Consider the following 16,350-nt stretch of genomic DNA (forward strand, 5'->3'; position numbering starts at 1 on the left):
GTCAGAGACCTCCCGGTGGGCCGCCCGGCGTGCTGTGCGATGCGGTCTGCTCGTTCGCCTCGCCGGTGACGACCCGTTCGCCCTCGTCGAGGCCGGACTTGATCTCGACCGTGGTGCGATCGTTGAGACCGGTCTTGACCTCGCGCTCGCGCACGTCGCCCGAGGCGGCGAGGGTGCGCACCGTGCTGCGGCCGTCGGATTTTCGCATCACGGCGAGCGCGGGGATCACCTTCACGCGGCTCGCCTCGCCGGTGACGATGTGCACCTCGGCGGTCATGTAGGTCCGTAGCGCAAGATCCCTGTTCGGGACGCTGAAGACGCCGATGTAGTAGATCGCCGTGCTGGTCGAGCTCGATGAGCTCGAGCTTGAGCTCGAACTCGATGACGTCGTGGTGGAGGAGAAGCTGGCGTCGCTCTTGATCGATTCCGGCGCCGGCTCGATCTGCTCCAGCCGGGCCTCGTAGCGATGGTCCTGGTCGCCGAGGATGGTGAAGTAGAGCGACTGCCCCGGCTTGACCTTGACGATGTCGGTCTCGGAAATCTCTGCCCGTACCGTCATCGTCTCGAGCTGGCCGAGCACGACGATGGTCGGTGCGGACTGCACCGCGTTGACGGTCTGACCTTCCTGCGCGACGGTGGCCAGCACCGTGCCGTCGATCGGCGCGGTGATGCGGGTGTAGTCGAGATTGACTCTCGCGGTCTCGACGCTGGCTTCGGCGCCGACGATCAGGGCTTCGAGGGCGGCGATCTGGGCGCGGGTCTGCAGCACGGTCGAGTCCGCGCTGTCGAAATCGCTGCGCGACGTCGCGCGCTGGGCCAAGGTCGCCTGCTGGCGCGCGAGGTTGGCTTCGGCCAGCACCAGCGCGGCCTCCTTTTCGTCCTTCTGCGCGCGATAATTCTTCAGCGAGGCTTCCGAGCTGCGCAGATCGTTCTGCTTGGTGACGGGATCGATCTGGGCGATGACGTCGCCGGCCCTGACGGTGTCGCCGACGCGAACGTTGAGCGCGGTGATCCGGCCCGACACCTGCGCGCCGACGGCGGTCAGCCGCGCCGGCTTGAGCGTGCCGCTCGCGAGCACCTCCTCGCGCAGATCGCCGACGGTCACGGGAGCCGTGATGTAGGACTGCGCCTTGCTCGACGTCCCAGGAAAGCGCGTAGCCGCGACCACGCCCGTCACCACGATGGCAATCACGGCCGCGGCGATCTTCACGCGCCTGGTGGTGATGATCCCGGTCACTTCAGCGCCTCCCGCAGGTGAGGTCCCGTGTTGGTATCGACGATGATCGGCGTCGACACATCGACCGGCTCGACCCAGCCGCCACCGAGTGCCTTGGCGAGCGCGATGTAGTCCTTGGCCGCCGACACCTTGCTCTGGATCAGCGAATCCTCGGCCGAATAGAGCGAGCGCTCGGCGTCGAGCACGTCGATGAAGCTGGCGCTTCCGGTCTCGAACAGCGATCGCGACAGTTTCGCGGCCTCGCGATAATTCTTCGCCGCTTCCGTCAGCTTGGTGGCGCGCACGCGTTCCTGCGACAGCGAGACCAGCGCGTTCTCGACGTCCTCGAGTGCGGTGAGCAGGGTGGAATGGAATGTCGCGAAGGCCTGGTCGCGCTGCGCTTCGGCAATCCTGACGGTGGCGAGGCGTTTTCCCGCGTCGAACACCGGCACCGTCACCGAAGGCCCGACCGACCAGCTGACGCTGGAATATTTGGCGAGATCGCCGACGCGCAGGGCCGACGTGCCGACCGAGCCGGTCACCGACACCGCCGGGTAGCGGTCGGCCTCGGCCGCGCCGATCTTGGCGGTGGCCTGCGCCAGCTTGCGCTCCGCGCTGGCGACGTCGGGACGGCTGGTGAGGAGATCGGCGGGGAGCCCCGTGGGCAATGGCATGCGCGGCGCCGGCACGGGCGCGGACCGCGCCATCAGTGCGGCTATCGCATCGGGCGGCCGGCCGAGCAGAATGCCGAGCCGGTGGATATCGGCGGCGAGCGCGGCCCGATAGGTCGGAACGTTCGCTTCCGTGCTCGCGGCTTGCGCGGTGGCCTTGCTGAGGTCGACGGCATTGCCGCTGCCGGCGTCATACTTGCTGCGGGTGAGCTTTTCGGTGTCGCGTTGCGAGACCGAGGTGCGCTCCGCCAGCGCGATGCGGGCCTGATAGCCGCGCGCCTCGACATAGTAGGAGGCGACGTCGCCGATCAGCGTGACGAGACTATTGCGCAGGTCTTCGCCGGCCGATTGCTCGCTGCGGACCGCGGCCTCGACGCTTCGCTGGGTCCCGCCGAACAGATCGAGCTCCCAGGTCGAATCGAAGCTTCCCTGGTGCAGCGCGTAAGGCGCGCTGTCGACGCCGGCAGAGGCGGCGCTGGTCTTGTTGTCGGTCACCTCGGCGGTGCCGCTGACGGATGGAAACAGGCCGGCTGCGGTTTGTTGAACCGTCGCGCGCGCCTCGCGCACCACGGCCTTTGCCTTGGCGACATCGGGATTGGCGGCGACGGCTTCTTCGATCAGGCGATTGAGCAGCGGATCGCGCAGGCGCAGCCACCAGCGATCGAGCTTGCCGGCATTGCGGCGATACGATGTCGCGCTCCAATGCGCCGGCAGATCGGGCTTGGGTGGACCAGCATAGTCCGGACCGACCGCGCAGCCCGCCAAGGCGCCGCCCAGCAACAGTGCGACAGCGGCGGAACGGACCGAGAGCGCATCGCGCCACAGGCAGGGCGTCCGATGATGGCTCTCCTTTGCAGCTGGCACGGGAACGACGGCGAACGGGTGAAACGGCATTAGATCGGCAAAAATCCATGGGCATGGACGGGAAGGGGCTCATCCCCTTGGGAGCGACCGCCCGCGCGAATGCGAGGCCTGGATCAGGTGCCGGCCGATTGTGGCCTTTCGGCAGAAGGAATATTTCTGAGATGTAAACAGATGTTGCTGGCGTCTCTCGACGGACGAGGCGCGCTCAGGTCGCAGCCGGGATGAAGCGGAGCGTGCCGGCCTGGCGCGTTGGCTTGCCGGTGTCGTGCTCGACGCTGCGGGCGGCCCGCACAGCGCGACAGGCCTGCTCATTCGAAGCATCGCTTGTCGTGAACACGTCGCGCGCCGCAGCGCGGTCTCGCCAACGTCCAGGGCCGCAAGAGTCTCTCGACCATGGCGCCAAGCGCGAAACCCGCAACGACGTCGCTCGCCCAATGTGCAAGCAGGGCGATTCTCGTCAGGGAAAGCGCGACCGCGATCAAGCGCACCGCGCGGCTTCGCATAGGGGGCAGGAGGCCGGCTGCGGACGCCAGCGCACCCATGTGGACGGCGTGACCGGACGGAAAGGCGTCGCGCGCCCGACCGGAGACGGGAACGCCATGCCGATGGCCGACAATTGTCAGCCGATCGGGCCGGGTCTGGTCGAACGCGGATTTCAGGATATGCGGCAGCACAGCCGTCACCAGTGAAACGGCCAGGACGTGATTTGCGATCGGACGTTGCTGCGGCTTGCGGAGCTGAACGTAGAGCCAGCCTGCCGCCGCGAGCGCGAGCAGCACGTGCTCGTCGGCACCCCAGGTGAGCGCGTCGGCGGCATCCTCAATGTCGTCATCGGTATGGGCTGCGATCGCGTCAGCGATCGCGATATCGAACCGTGTGGGTTTGATCGTGACAGGCGCCATCGGTCCCCAGCTGGTGGAGCATTCTCCATGACTGTCTTGTAAAGCTCGCGAGCCAGTGATGGTTCCCGAGCTTGGGGTCGACAGATTACGGCTGTCCCGATCCGCCCGCCGAGCCGTAGACCTGGCCGGTTGCGTAGCTCGCGTCGGCCGCCGCGAGCTGCACATAGATCGAGGCGAGCTCGGCAGGCTGGCCGGGGCGGCCAAATGGCGTCATTCCACCGAATTTTTCGAGCTTCTCCATGGTCGCCCCACCGGAGACCTGGAGCGGCGTCCAGATCGGTCCCGGCGCAACGCCGTTGACGCGGATACCCTTCGAAGCGAGCTGCTTGGCCAGCGACTTCACGTAATTCATCGTCGCCGCCTTGGTCTGTGCGTAATCGTACAGATCGGGCGAGGGATCGTAGGCCTGCTCGGATGTCGTGCCGACGATGCAGGAGCCGGGCTTGAGGTGCGGCAAGGCCGCCTTGATGATCCAGAACGGTGCGTAGATGTTCGTCTTCATGGTCGCGTCGAAATCCTCGGACGAGACGTCGAGGATCGAGGCGCGCGTCTGCTGCCGTGCGGCGTTGTTGACGATGATGTCGAGCCCGCCAAGGCCCTGTACCGCCTGCTCGACCAGCTTCTGGCAAAAGGCCTCATCCTTGAGGTCGCCGGGGATCGCGAGACCCCTGCGGCCTTCCTTCCTGATCAATGCGATCACCTCCTGCGCATCCGGCTCCTCCGCCGGCAGATAGTTGATGGCGACGTCGGCGCCTTCGCGCGCATACGCAATCGCGGCGGCGCGGCCCATGCCGGAATCGCCGCCGGTGATCAGCGCCTTGCGGCCGGCGAGCCGCCCGGAGCCCTTGTAGCTGGTCTCGCCATGGTCCGGTGGCGGCTCCATCTTGCCGGCCAGGCCGGGCCAGGGCTGCGATTGCTTCTTGAACGGAGGCTTCGGATAGCGGGTGACGGGATCGATCAGATCCTGCTCGGCCATGGTGTTTCCTTTCGCTGTTGAAGCTGCCAGCGAGGCAGCAGCGAGCGTGGCGCTCGCGGCCTGCACGACGTGCCGGCGGGATACTGAAGTCCTGTCTTGATCTGCCATGAAGGCCTCCGTGATCTTGCACCCAACCCACGGAGGGGAGCATCGTCGCCAAGGCGGGGAGGACGCCGGCAAGGCAGAAATCCCCAAACCCTGCTTATTTCGACTGTCCGACGCTCGGCGCCCTGCCAAGCTCCTTGGCCATGTCGAGATGGTGCCTGAGCGCGGGCAGCGTCTTGTCGGCCCAATCCTTCAGCGCTGCATTGTCGCCGCCCTTGGCATAGCGATCGAACAGCGAGATCGCGTCCTCGTGCGCGCTGACCTGGTCGGAATCATAATCAGAGCTGAAGTCCTTGCCTGTGGCCTTCGTCAGTTTGTCCAGCTTGCTCTGGTGGGAGCTGTCGAGCGCTGTCGGAAGCGTTGCCTGCACCTTGCCGCCGCTGACGAGAGCCTTGAGCTCGCTGCTGGTCTTGGTGTGGTCGGTGACCATCTGCTGGGCAAAGCTCTTCTCCTGCGCGTTGCCCTTCTGCTCGGCGAGCTTGCTCGACTCGATCTCGAACATGTCGCTGACGGCAACCTCCTTGACGAAATCTGCGGTCGCCGGCGCGACGCCGAGCGCCGAATTGACGCCGGTCTTCTCGCCGAGCGATTGAGCGAGAGCTGGTCCTGCGAGCAGCACGCAGGCTGCGGCGATAACGGTATGCTTCATGGTCCGGTCCTCTGATTGGTCGCGCGGCGTTCGGCGCGCAGCTTTGCGGCGATCAACACGTGTTCGCGACGGAGGTTCCTAATCCGTCGGGTGACGTCCCGTGCGCGGATTGATCGGATCGGGATGAGGTCCATGTCGCTGTCGGGCCGAGGGGCGCGCTCGAAGGTCGCGCCGCAAGCGCCAGGCAGCGATGGCGATCGCCAACCAGACGAGGAGCGCGGTCGCGAGGCAGACCAGCGGCGACAGCCGGTCGGCTTGCCACCACAGCACGACGGCAAAGCCGCCGAGCCCGAGACTTCCCCAGCCAGCACCCGCAGCATCGAGCGCGGCTGCACCTTTGCCGCGCTCGACGCCGGAGAGGCATTTCCGTTCCTTTCGTTGGCGCTCGTGTTTCTCAATGAGGGTTGCGCTGGCGGCAAAAATGGCCGGAAAAGCAAGAAAGAGCCCGCCGAGCGCAGGTCCGCCGAGATCGCCGACCAGCCCGGCGACAACTGCCGTCAGGCCGCCGAGGCCAAACCGCGCGAGATAATCGTGGAGCTTCGTCTGCTTCGCGGCGCTGAATTTGAACCGGACAACCATGTCCTAGCCGATGAGGGTCTGTTCGGCGCCGATCGCAACGATCAGCCACACCGCGAGCGCTGCACACGATGCAAGGGACACCTTCCAGCCAGCCCGTACGATGAGCTGGCAGACGGTGAAGCTGTAGATGGCGAGCGCAAGCGATCCAAGGATCATGGACCGCCCTTCGATGCTTACATAACTGCCTCCATGCCTTGCATAGGCGAGGCCGAGCGTGCCCAGCGCAACGGATGGTGCCGCGCCAAAAAGACCTGCAAAGCTTTTCGGACGCAGCACATCGCCCAGGATCGCGAACAACGAGACGACGATACCGCCGATGACGAAGCGTAACGCGTGGTCCATCATGCCTCCGTGCGATCGTTCCTCTCCTTGGGGGAGACCTATCAATGGAAGCAAACCCTCAACGTTCCTCGGCCGCTCACAACAATGAGAGTTCACGTCGGTTTGAGGTTCCCCGATTGCGCGGCCGCGCCGGCGCGGAGGAACGTGATGATCTCTGATGAATTGCCCTGACGGCACGATTGGTCGTGACATTAACAACACAGGGAGACTGACATGAGCGTTAAGGGTGAGATCAAGGAAGGCGCCGGCTACATCAAGGAAGAGATCCACGAGCACGGCAAGTCCGCGGAGAGCCAACGCAAGGCCCAGGAAGGTCGTGATCTGCGCAACGAAGGCCGGATCGAAGACGGCAAGGCGCCGAAGACCACGAAGCCCGGCACCGATCATCCGGAGAAGTGACTGGATGATGCCGTCTCGCGCATGCGGGGCGGCATCATTCCCTGGAGAAACGCAAATGAGCGATGTTTCATCCCGCGCGATCCGCCCGGTTGCGACCGCGGAAGTCGCTGGCCAGCCAATTCATCCGATGCTGGTGCCGATACCGATCGCGTGCTTCGTCGGGGCGTTGCTGACCGACATCGCCTATGTCGTCTCCGCCGAAATCATGTGGGCGGATTTTTCCGCGTGGCTCCTGGTCGTCGGCGTCATCTTCGGCCTGCTGGCCGCTGCCGCAGGCCTAATCGATTTCCTGGGCAACCGGCTCGTGCGATCCCAGGCACCGGCCTGGCCGCATCTGATCGGCAACGCCATCGCTCTGGTCCTGGCGATCTTCAATGCAGCGATCCACACCCGCGATGCCTGGACTTCGGTATGGCCGCTGGGGCTCGTCCTCTCGGCGCTTACGGTGCTGATCCTGCCAATCACCGGCTGGCTGGGCTGGGCGTTGGTGTACCGCCACGGCGTAGGAGTTGCGCGATGATGTCCAAGCTCACCCGCGCGCTTCTGTGCACGTCGCTCCTGTGCCTCGCCGGCTGCGATGACGGCAGCGGTGACCCCAAGGCGCAGATCGGGACCAATCCGAAGCTGCCCGACATCCAGCAATATCTGCTGCCGCCGATGCACATCGCCCGCATTGTCGGCTGGAAGAAGGACGAGACGCCTGATGTCGCGCAGGGCTTGCAGGCCAAGGCCTTCGCGACCCGCTTGCAGCATCCGCGCTCGCTCTACGTGCTGCCCAATGGCGACGTGCTGGTGGTGGAATCCAAGGCACCCAAGGCCGCCGCGATCAAGCGGCCCAAGGAGATCGTGATGGGATTCATCGAGTCCTGGGCGACCTCCGGCGGCGACACCGGCGAGAGCAACCGCATCACGCTGTTGCGCGATACCAACGGCGACGGCGTGCCCGACACGCAGAGCGTCTTCCTCGACCATCTCAACTCGCCGTTCGGCGTCGCCCTGGTCGGCAACGATCTCTACGTCGCCAACACCGATGCGATCGTCAAATATCCCTATACCGAAGGCGATACCAGGATCACCGCGGCGGGCACGGTGTTGACGCCGCTGCCGGGCGGCCCGATCGACCACCACTGGACCAAGAGCCTGGTCGCGAGCCCGGACGGTTCAAAACTCTATGTCGGCGTCGGCTCCAACAGCAACATCACCGAGAACGGAATGGAGGCCGAGCACAATCGCGCCGATATTCTCGAGGTCGATCGCGCCAGCGGCCGCTGGCGCATCTTTGCCAGCGGCCTGCGCAATCCCAACGGCCTCAGCTTCGAGCCGCAGAGCGGCGCGCTGTGGACGGTGGTGAACGAGCGCGATGAGCTCGGCCCCGACCTTGTGCCCGACTACATGACGTCGGTGAAGGACGGCGCCTTCTATGGCTGGCCCTACAGCTATTACGGCCAGCACGTCGATCCCCGCGTCAAGCCGCAGCGGCCGGACCTGGTGGCCAAGGCGATCGCACCCGACTACGCCTTGAGCTCGCATGTCGCGCCGCTCGGGCTGGCCTTCTCAACCGGCAGCAGCCTGCCGCCCGCCTACCGCGGCGGCGCCTTCGTCGGTGAGCACGGCAGCTGGAACAGGCAGGTGCTGAACGGCTACAAGGTCGTGTATGTGCCGTTCACGGACGGCAAGCCGAGCGGGCCGGCACAGGACGTCGTCACCGGCTTCCTCAACAGTGACAATCAGGCACGCGGCCGTCCCGTCGGCGTTGCCATCGACAAATCAGGCGCTTTGCTGGTCGCCGATGACAGCGGCAATACGGTATGGCGGGTCACGGCGGCGCATCCGCAAGTGACGCAACGATAGGCTCACGCAGCGACAGGAGAGGGATGATGGGTCTTGCTCCGGCTTGATGTCAACGCTTCGCGCATCTCACCAAGTTCATCACAAGCCAGAAGCGACAACGCGATTAGCGGAAAGAAAAGCTCATCAAGTCACTTCGCGTAACCCTGCGATCGGAGCCAGGCGATCCGGCGTTCCCCGTTCATCCAATCGTCGATTTCTGCTTTGCTCGTGAAGCCCGTGATTTCCCGGGGGGCTGCGCCGGGGTACTCGGCAACAATAGTCCAGTCGCCCTCTGAGTTACGGAGTGGTTTGAAGCTTACTTTCACTTTTGCCATGCCGAACCATGCAGGAAAGCGCGCGAAAAGGGAACCTCTGGGGAAGCAATTGAAGCAATTTGTCGCCAGCCTCGGGCCTGCGGCTATGGTTCTGTCGTGCCGACGAGGAGTTTGTTGACAAGCTCGTGCGCCCGCTGTTGGTTTCTTCTTGAGATCTCCCCACTACTCATGTATAGTTTGAAAATCGATACTGGCCGAACAACTGTTCCGCTTTCGCCTCAGATCCTGACGGCGCGCACGTTTCAGACATTCTCCAACATCGACGAACTGGACGCTGGCCGCAACTCCGCGCGCCAGGTCATGCGCGCACGCGAAAGGAACACCCGATGAATACAGGTACAGTGAAGTGGTTTAACACCCAAAAGGGCTTCGGCTTTATCCAGCCGGCAAACGGCAGCAACGACGTTTTCGTTCATATCAGCGCGGTCGAACGCGCCGGAATGGGCACCCTCAACGAAGGTCAGACGGTGTCTTACGACGTCGTCGCAGACCGTCGCACGGGCAAGTCCGCTGCCGAAAATCTTCGTGCTGCTTAGTTAACGCGCGACAGACCTTTTGCTCTCGCCACGGATGTACTGGCAGAGCTTGTGGTCCCCCGCGCCTGAGTCATCAGGGGCGGGGATTTTGCTTCAAATCCGTGCGGTGCATCCGAAGAACGTGGATCGGCGCAAAGCAGGATATTCAATGAGCATTGTAAAGCGGCATCTCGCCGAGCAGGAAGAGCGACTGGTTCTCATCGAAGAAATTTGCATCGATAAGGGAGCGCTCGTCTTGGATACCGCCACAGATGAGGTCTACTTCTCTGCAGACGAAGAGGCCTACAAGAACGCCTACGTGACCGTGTTTCAGGCCTGGGCCAAGGGCACGATCCAGGGCACGGCGGAACAGATATTCGAGGCTACAAAATCCATTCTCGAGGACTAGAGCATCTCGTATTTGATCTGGCGAGCCATGACCGGACACGACAGTACGCATTGCGTCGCTTCAAGCCATGACAGCCGCAAACGTTGAGGTCACACATGTCGCATGCTTACAAGTTGAACGAGGACGTTCGCCACCAACCCCAAGGCCCACAAGGACGGGCCGCCGCCGAACCGCCGGTGACTTACACCATCATTCGACATATGCCCATCGAGTCCGATGGACGCGTTAGATACCGGATCAGGTGCAAGTCCGAGAAGATCGAGCGGGTCGTTACGGAAGATCAACTTTCGCATGTTCAATAGCTTTCCGACCGGGGCAATACCGGGCAGGAGAGTCTGACGAGAGTCGGATGTCGTGCATGCTGGACGAGCCGCCGCAACGGGCCGGAAGGCGACATCGCCAGCTATCGCGGTGACCCTAACTTGGTCAAAGCGGCCGCGGGCCGTTCAGCGGCAGACCTTCACGTAGACACAGATCTTCTTGAAGTTCTCCCAGCGGCACTGCTGTTCCATCCGGCATGCTTTTCCTTTCGGGTCTGCCGGCGCGGCTTGGCCTGCCAGGGCTGCGGTGCTGGCGCCGATAACGAGCGTTGCGATCAGAATCCGGCCGACATATTTCATAGTTTTCTCCTGCGGAACATCGGTAGTTGCCTCATCAGTGACAGTTCGAGGACGATACGCCGAAGGCCAACTTACGCTTTCCGTCAGCGAGGCAGCCATCTTTCCAAATTCCCTGGAACACGCCCTCGAGCGTAGTCGCAGTGCCCATCCCGTTCGGCTTGCCGTTGCGGAATTCTCCTTCATAGCGCCCGCGCAGCAGATTCATGATGCCATGCCCGCTGGGCTCGCCATTCAACAGCTCACCTTCATAGGAACCGGACCCCCAGGCCTGTCGACCACGGCCGGACTGACGGCCTTGATTCCATTGTCCCTCGTCGGTCTCGATTACGGTCGTGCTTCGCAGCCATCGCAGGTTGCCGTGCCCTTGCGCCAATCCGTTGACACATTCGCCGGTCCAACTCACGGACTCGCCGGGAGTTGGATGCGGATTGAAGACTTGGCAGCCGTTTCCGGGATCGGCGACGAAGGCGCCGGGCGTTACCGAGGGCTCTTTGGTCTGAGCATTCCCCGCCGCCGGGTAACCCAGCGCCATCAGGAACAATGCCGATCTACCGATGATCTGCTTGACGGCTTCGTTCACGGGGTGTCCTTGCTTTCAAGGAGCGGCAGAACAACATCACGCAGAAGGGGCTCGCGGACATCAATGAACTTGTCACGGATGATTCCATCCCGATCGATCACGAAGGTGAGCGGAAAGCCTTCGGGAGGGCCAAACCCGTCCTGTGTGATCTTGTCGAGGGTGGAGGTCGGGTAAGACAGACCTCGGCTGACGGTGCGCATTTTCGCAAAATCCCGAGGACGATCCGCGCTGATGCCGATCAACTCCAGTCCCTGTTCGTGATAGCGCTGATAGAAAGCATTGAGGGTCGGCATCTCCTTCTTGCACGGCGCGCACCAGGTCGCCCAGTAGTTCACCAGGACGACCTTGCCGCGAAGCCTGGCGAGGTCGAAAGTGTCGCCATCGAGCCGTGCGACGATGAGCGGTGGCGCCGGCTTGCCCATCTCCGGTGCAGCGCGGGCACGATCGATCAACGCCGTCATCACCAACAGTGCTGTGGCGACTCTGATCGACTTGTCCTTTAGCCCGAGAAGGAGCGCCAGGCTCCTTCTCGCTGTTACGAGTGCTTGTGGTCGCATGCTAAGGTCGACCTCCCGCTAGAAATTATAGCTCGCCACGGTCTTCACCATGTAGGGCGCAATCAACTGTCCCTGACTGCCGTTGTCGTTGATTGCCGCGTTGGTGCGATAGTAGATCGGGACCTCGACATCGACATAGAACTTGAAGACGCGCTTGTTCACCTCATCCAGAACCTTGGTGAACTCGACGCCCGGAGAGAACATCAGGCGGTCGAAGCCGGTGTTCAGCGGATCGGACGCCGGGCCGCTGTCGTGCTGGCGGTGCGAGGCGATGATCTGGACCAGCGGCGCGATCTTGTCGAAGCCCAGCACGTTGTAGAAATTGTTGTAGATGATGCCGGCCGCGGCATCGACCTGGAAGCCCGGCTTGTAGACCTGCATCATGCCGCTGTCAGCGTTGAAGGCCGACTGATAAAGGAACGGCTGCTGCCACCTGATCTGCGAGAAATACTGCCAGGCATTGTCGCCGGTGATCATGCCGCGGTGAAATGCACCGAGAATGAGATCGGTGCTGCCGGAGCCGATCTGTGTGTCGCGGTCGAGGCCGGTTGCCGTGAACGTGCCGGTCGGCAGCTTCAGTCCGAAGATGATGCCGGTGGACATGTCCGCGGCAAATCCCGTGTACATGCCCATCACCTCGACGTCGCCGAACGAACGCGAGTTGAAGGTCTGCACCATCGGCGGATCGTTAGGGAAGTTCGTATCGGTGCTGAAGGCGCGGGTCACATAGGGCACGCGCATCATGACGCCCCAATCCCGGTTGAACATGTATTGCAGGCCGACCGTGTACCAGTTGGTCAACACTTGCCTGTCCGAATTGGCAGACGCCGGTCCTTTCGAGCTGCCGATCCAATTGGTGTTCTGGTTGGAGTGCCACCATTCGGTGAAGATCCTGCCGCCGTGCTCGTCTTCCTGCGGCAGCAGGCCGCCGCCGACGTCGAACACGCTGCAGCCGCAGGCGCAGGCCAGAGCGGGGCTGGAGCCGACGGTCGACATGATGCAGAACGCGCCGACGAGGGATGCGAGGAGGAGGATGCCGCGCCGAATACGGCGCGAGCCGCGCTGCCAGATGTCAGTGAACATGGATGCTCCGATGGCATGTGCGGAAAGGAGGGTGCCGCGAACGGACACGCGCTTTCGCGCCTCGGTTTGAGTGGAGGGCTGGCCGACATTCACGATGGTCGCCGCCGATTGATGGCCGTGTGTCATGTCAGAACCTGTAGTTCACGCCGAGGCGCACGGTCTGGATAGTCAGATTGGCTGACCCATGCAGCGTGTTGGTGCCGGCAGCATTGTCGGCGATGACGCCGAGCGCATTCAGCGTCGGGAATTTCGCAAACAGATATTCGGTCTTGACGCTGACATGGTCGGTCCAGGCCCATTCCCAGCCTGCGCCTGCGGTCCAGCCGACCAGGTTGGATGATGCGGTCGCGGTACCTGCTGCCGTATTGAGGGTATCGACATAGGTCTGCGTGTACTTGACGTGTGCGAAAGCCACGCCGCCGGTGGCGTAAATCAGCGAACGGTCCGAGGCGATACCGATGCGCGGACGGATGGTCGCCAGGCTGTCGGTTTGCAGGGACTGTGTGATCGTCATCGTGTCTGCGGTCGTCAGCACGCCGTTGGGGTTGCTGAAGGCGGGCTTGCTGCGGAACCAGTCCCAGTCGCTCTCGATTCCGGCGACGAAGATCCCGGTCTGGTAGTTGCAGCCTCCCTGAACACCGCCGATAAAGCCGGGGTCGTTGCCTGAGCCGGTGCCGGTCGCAGCCGTGGTGGCGAGATCGGCGGGATCGACGAGATGTGTGCCGGGATCGACGCTGGACTTGAAGTCAGTCCCGCTCGCGGCGCCACCCGCGTTGAGACCGAGATAGCAGCCGGTCCAGCTGAAGGCTGGCGTGTGAGCGGGGACCGCTTTCACCGAAAGGTCGGCAGCCGACACAGAAGTTGATAAAAGCAGAAGCAGGGGCGCTGCGACCGCGATGGACAAACGAAAGCGATCCTCCGATGGACCGAGGCTGAAATAACTGCGCATGGCGCAAGCTCCATGAGTGACGCCAAGTCATAGCGACTTGACGCGTGACGAACTGATCAATGCGTGAATGTTGCGGATCAGATCGCCGGCGGCGGAGCGCGAGCCTGGGAGTTGGAGCCAGTGCGGGCAGCCAGGACAACCGCTGGTTCCTGCTGCCAAATTAAGTTTGAAACATTTTCAACCGGTGCCGGAAGAGTGGCGCTTTGCGGCAAGTGGAGCGAGGCATCCGCGAGAACCACGCAGCAGAGCGTACAGGAGCCGTCGTCGCCGCGATCATCGGACGGCGCCGACCCATTCCCGGAAGCGCCATGGCAGATTTCGACGGATGCAAGAGGATCGGCTGCCGCGATCGCCGTGGCCCAGCAGGCAGCGATCGGTGCCATGATCTGCGCCATCAGCGCAATCAAGACGATCGGCAAAAATCTCTGCACGCGACGCCGCATAGTCCCCCTCAAAAAGGAAAATAGCCGGAAGTCGGCGGTATCGCAACCACGGCATGTGGTGCCGGATCGATGGCGTGCGGCGCGTTGCCCGCCGGTCACGCCGCTCAAGTGCAACGATCAACTGCCGGAACACAGCGCGGCCAACGCAAAAGGCGTTGCCGCGTGGTGTCTGGTCGGGTCAGAAATTCACGCCGAGCATGCCGAGGTCTTGCCGGATGTGTCTGCTATCTAGAGACCCAACCGCTCCCTGGCCATCTCCGCCTCCTTTCGGGCCTGTGCGATAAGCGGCGAGCGGCGCTGGAGTATCGTCTGCGTCAGCGCCGCGCCTGCGCCTTCCGTGCTGCCGGCGGTGAACGGCGGTTTCGGGTCGTATTCGATCAAAAGCTGGATGCGCCTGGCGGTATCATCGTCGGAGAGGCGGGCCGCGAGCGTCAGTCCGAAATCGATCCCGGAGGTGACGCCTCCTGCTGTGAAGCGATTGCGGTCCTCGACGACACGCTCGGCCCTGAGAGTCGCGCCCATCAATGGCAGCAGGTCGCGTACATACCAATGCGACGTGGCCTGATACCCCTTCAGCAGGCCCGCGGCCGCGAGAACCAATGATCCCGTGCACACGCTCGTCACATAGCGTGCGCGAGCTCCGCTCGATGCGAGGAATCCAATCACTTCCGCGTCCTTCATACAGGCAATGGATCCTCCGAGACCGCCCGGGACGAATAGGACATCCAGATCCGAGGGACAGGTGTCGAACGTATCGTTCGCGGGAAGGGCGATGCCGACATCGGTCATCACCGGGGTCTTGTCTTTCCAAACCAGCCTGACGTCGGCCTGAAGTATCGAAAAGACGGTTTGCGGCCCAACCAGATCCTGAAGGATCATGCCCGGATAGATCAGCATGCCGATTTTCGGCTTTGGTGTCTCTGCCGCTTCGACTGCAGATGCTGTTCGAAGAACCTGCGACAAAAGCGGCAGCGCGCCAAGTGCGATGCCAAAGTCACGACGATTCATGATGCCTCTCCTGACTATTTGCTTCCATGCGCCGGCTTGTGTTGATCCGCATCACCATTCATCATCGCCTTGCTCTTGAGGCGCGAGAATATCGCGTTGTTTTCCGCTGGAATCCCGGCTTCGGTGTTCGCAGATCGATTTCGAGTCTCTCCGCGAATCCGTACGGGCAAGAAATCTTTGCGAACTGTATCCCAAATATCGGGTTTGCTCGATCCGAGGCTTGGCTTGTCGTTGGAAACAATACCAATCCTCTCATCATCGCAATCTCCGTAGGCATGAAAAAACCCGCGACGGATTTTTCCGCGCGGGTGTGACGAACTTTCGATGATGCCATTCTGTCGGTGTTTTGCCCGACGTGTCAAACCCTCCGGATCGAGGGTGTCGCCGCGCGGCCACGCGCTGAAAATGGGTGCAGCCGACGAGGAGCGTTAGGTGCGACCCACGCCACTCACCATGCAATCTGCCGGTTCTCAGCCGGTGCACTGGTCAGAAGCGGCTTGCCAAACACCGACGGGATCAGGTCGTCGAGAAACAGCAGCATCTGGGCCCGGAAGCCCGGACTGTTTCCGCCCGCGTGGTTCATGGGAAGAATGATTTCGGCCGAGGCTTGCCATGCGACCGCGACATAGGCGATGCCGGGATTGGCTGTCGCGATCGTCTTTTGGCCGCGCGGGCTATCGAACCGAAACTCGACCAGCGGCACCCACTGGTTTAGCGGCTCTTCCCTTGGCGGACCGCCGTTGAAGCGTCGGGTCAGGTACAGCGTGCTGTATTGGACAGAGAAACCCCAGTGCAAGGTCTGCACGGCCGGGGAGGAGACGTTCTGGAACGTGCCCGTGACGGAGTTTGGCGCAAGTGCCTGGCCGCCTTGCCCGACGGGTTCTTCGTCAACGATCGAGCCAGTCACGGCGAATGGCCGGAGCCACGAGAGCGCGTCTGGCAGATCACCGAAGCCTTTGCCGAAGGTCACGCCAGCCTGGATCGTGTGTGGTGCGTCGGCCCCGACACCCACGGCGCCGGAATGAGCAATACCCCAGGCAAGACTCACTGAAACAAGTGCCTCGTGCTTGTTGTCGCGATAGGTTTCGTATTTGAGGCCAAGGCTGGTCTTGTCGAAACCGGACGTGTGACCGACAGGCCAATTCTGGTGGATCCATCCGCTGTCGAGCGTGACTGCAAGTGTCGGCGTCAGCAAACGCGCGAAGGACCAGTTGATGCGGTTCTCCAGCACATGGCTGTCCTGGGTCGGATAGTCGAGATACGAAAAGTCGGGCACAATCGCCTCGTCGGCGACCGCGGGGTCGTCGAACGTCATGGT

General features: G+C 62.8%; 21 protein-coding genes. 6 read left to right on the forward strand and 15 right to left on the reverse strand.

The genetic code is table 11. From position 1 onward, the window contains the following. Position 1: 1 nt before the first annotated feature. The 7 genes from M2427_RS17340 to M2427_RS17370 form a co-directional block, all read right to left on the reverse strand. A complete protein-coding gene (locus M2427_RS17340) occupies positions 2 to 1,237 on the reverse strand; it encodes an efflux RND transporter periplasmic adaptor subunit (RefSeq protein WP_280707669.1) in 1,236 nt (411 codons plus the stop codon). Beyond that, on the reverse strand, positions 1,234 to 2,781 hold the full coding sequence (locus M2427_RS17345) for an efflux transporter outer membrane subunit (protein WP_280707670.1): 1,548 nt from the start codon (positions 2,779 to 2,781) through the stop codon (positions 1,234 to 1,236). The genes M2427_RS17340 and M2427_RS17345 overlap by 4 nt, the downstream gene beginning before the upstream one ends. A 278-nt stretch (positions 2,782 to 3,059) precedes the next feature. Beyond that, positions 3,060 to 3,653 (reverse strand): phosphatase PAP2 family protein, encoded by a 594-nt coding sequence (locus M2427_RS17350; RefSeq protein ID WP_280707671.1) that lies wholly within the window; start codon positions 3,651 to 3,653, stop codon positions 3,060 to 3,062. Between the two features lie 85 nt (positions 3,654 to 3,738). After that, a complete protein-coding gene (locus M2427_RS17355) occupies positions 3,739 to 4,737 on the reverse strand; it encodes an SDR family oxidoreductase (protein WP_280707672.1) in 999 nt (332 codons plus the stop codon). A gap of 94 nt (positions 4,738 to 4,831) precedes the next feature. Continuing rightward, complete coding sequence (locus tag M2427_RS17360; RefSeq protein WP_280707673.1) at positions 4,832 to 5,383, reverse strand: DUF4142 domain-containing protein; 552 nt, start codon at positions 5,381 to 5,383, stop codon at positions 4,832 to 4,834. Between the two features lie 78 nt (positions 5,384 to 5,461). Beyond that, entirely contained in the window at positions 5,462 to 5,962 is a 501-nt protein-coding gene (locus M2427_RS17365) for a hypothetical protein (RefSeq protein ID WP_280707674.1), read from the reverse strand. 3 nt (positions 5,963 to 5,965) lie between these two features. Further along, positions 5,966 to 6,307, reverse strand: a complete 342-nt coding sequence (locus M2427_RS17370) for a DUF3147 family protein (protein WP_280707675.1) — start codon at positions 6,305 to 6,307, stop codon at positions 5,966 to 5,968. A 210-nt stretch (positions 6,308 to 6,517) separates the two neighbouring features. Between M2427_RS17370 and M2427_RS17375 the strand changes: the two genes are divergently transcribed. The 5 genes from M2427_RS17375 to M2427_RS17395 all read left to right on the forward strand — a co-directional run bounded on the left by M2427_RS17375 (position 6,518) and on the right by M2427_RS17395 (position 9,792). Beyond that, positions 6,518 to 6,703, forward strand: a complete 186-nt coding sequence (locus M2427_RS17375) for a hypothetical protein (RefSeq protein WP_280707676.1) — start codon at positions 6,518 to 6,520, stop codon at positions 6,701 to 6,703. A gap of 55 nt (positions 6,704 to 6,758) precedes the next feature. Beyond that, the gene (locus tag M2427_RS17380; RefSeq protein ID WP_280707677.1) at positions 6,759 to 7,223 is read left to right on the forward strand and encodes a DUF2231 domain-containing protein; all 465 of its coding nucleotides are present in this window, start codon (positions 6,759 to 6,761) and stop codon (positions 7,221 to 7,223) included. Continuing rightward, entirely contained in the window at positions 7,220 to 8,554 is a 1,335-nt protein-coding gene (locus M2427_RS17385) for a sorbosone dehydrogenase family protein (protein WP_280707678.1), read from the forward strand. The genes M2427_RS17380 and M2427_RS17385 overlap by 4 nt, the downstream gene beginning before the upstream one ends. Positions 8,555 to 9,194: 640 nt before the next feature. After that, the gene (locus tag M2427_RS17390; RefSeq protein WP_280707679.1) at positions 9,195 to 9,404 is read left to right on the forward strand and encodes a cold-shock protein; all 210 of its coding nucleotides are present in this window, start codon (positions 9,195 to 9,197) and stop codon (positions 9,402 to 9,404) included. A gap of 148 nt (positions 9,405 to 9,552) precedes the next feature. Continuing rightward, a complete protein-coding gene (locus M2427_RS17395) occupies positions 9,553 to 9,792 on the forward strand; it encodes a hypothetical protein (protein ID WP_280707680.1) in 240 nt (79 codons plus the stop codon). 446 nt (positions 9,793 to 10,238) lie between these two features. On the opposite strand, the gene M2427_RS17400 is transcribed toward M2427_RS17395, so the two are convergent. The 7 genes from M2427_RS17400 to M2427_RS17435 all read right to left on the reverse strand — a co-directional run bounded on the left by M2427_RS17400 (position 10,239) and on the right by M2427_RS17435 (position 15,032). After that, the gene (locus M2427_RS17400) at positions 10,239 to 10,412 is read right to left on the reverse strand and encodes a hypothetical protein (RefSeq protein WP_280707681.1); all 174 of its coding nucleotides are present in this window, start codon (positions 10,410 to 10,412) and stop codon (positions 10,239 to 10,241) included. 34 nt (positions 10,413 to 10,446) lie between these two features. After that, positions 10,447 to 10,992, reverse strand: coding sequence for a hypothetical protein (locus M2427_RS17405; RefSeq protein ID WP_280707682.1), 546 nt, complete (start codon positions 10,990 to 10,992; stop codon positions 10,447 to 10,449). Beyond that, positions 10,989 to 11,453, reverse strand: coding sequence for a TlpA disulfide reductase family protein (locus M2427_RS17410; protein WP_348521931.1), 465 nt, complete (start codon positions 11,451 to 11,453; stop codon positions 10,989 to 10,991). Before M2427_RS17410 ends, M2427_RS17405 begins: the two co-directional genes overlap by 4 nt. Before the next feature lie 114 nt (positions 11,454 to 11,567). Further along, positions 11,568 to 12,632 carry a hypothetical protein gene (locus M2427_RS17415; RefSeq protein ID WP_280707683.1) on the reverse strand — a complete coding sequence of 355 codons (1,065 nt, stop codon included), beginning with the start codon at positions 12,630 to 12,632 and terminating at the stop codon, positions 11,568 to 11,570. 127 nt (positions 12,633 to 12,759) lie between these two features. Then, the gene (locus tag M2427_RS17420; RefSeq protein WP_280707684.1) at positions 12,760 to 13,581 is read right to left on the reverse strand and encodes an outer membrane beta-barrel protein; all 822 of its coding nucleotides are present in this window, start codon (positions 13,579 to 13,581) and stop codon (positions 12,760 to 12,762) included. A gap of 77 nt (positions 13,582 to 13,658) precedes the next feature. After that, entirely contained in the window at positions 13,659 to 14,024 is a 366-nt protein-coding gene (locus M2427_RS17425; protein WP_348521932.1) for a DUF2946 family protein, read from the reverse strand. A gap of 228 nt (positions 14,025 to 14,252) precedes the next feature. After that, positions 14,253 to 15,032 (reverse strand): DJ-1/PfpI family protein, encoded by a 780-nt coding sequence (locus tag M2427_RS17435; protein WP_280707686.1) that lies wholly within the window; start codon positions 15,030 to 15,032, stop codon positions 14,253 to 14,255. A gap of 41 nt (positions 15,033 to 15,073) precedes the next feature. On the opposite strand from M2427_RS17435, the gene M2427_RS17440 reads away from it, so the two are divergent. Continuing rightward, positions 15,074 to 15,346, forward strand: a complete 273-nt coding sequence (locus tag M2427_RS17440; protein WP_280707687.1) for a hypothetical protein — start codon at positions 15,074 to 15,076, stop codon at positions 15,344 to 15,346. Positions 15,347 to 15,480: 134 nt separating this feature from the next. Here the strand turns inward: M2427_RS17440 and M2427_RS17445 are convergent, their stop codons facing one another. After that, a complete protein-coding gene (locus tag M2427_RS17445; protein ID WP_280707689.1) occupies positions 15,481 to 16,347 on the reverse strand; it encodes a hypothetical protein in 867 nt (288 codons plus the stop codon). Positions 16,348 to 16,350 lie beyond the last annotated feature (3 nt).

The organism is Bradyrhizobium sp. BR13661 (genome assembly GCF_029892425.1).
GTDB lineage: Bacteria > Pseudomonadota > Alphaproteobacteria > Rhizobiales > Xanthobacteraceae > Bradyrhizobium.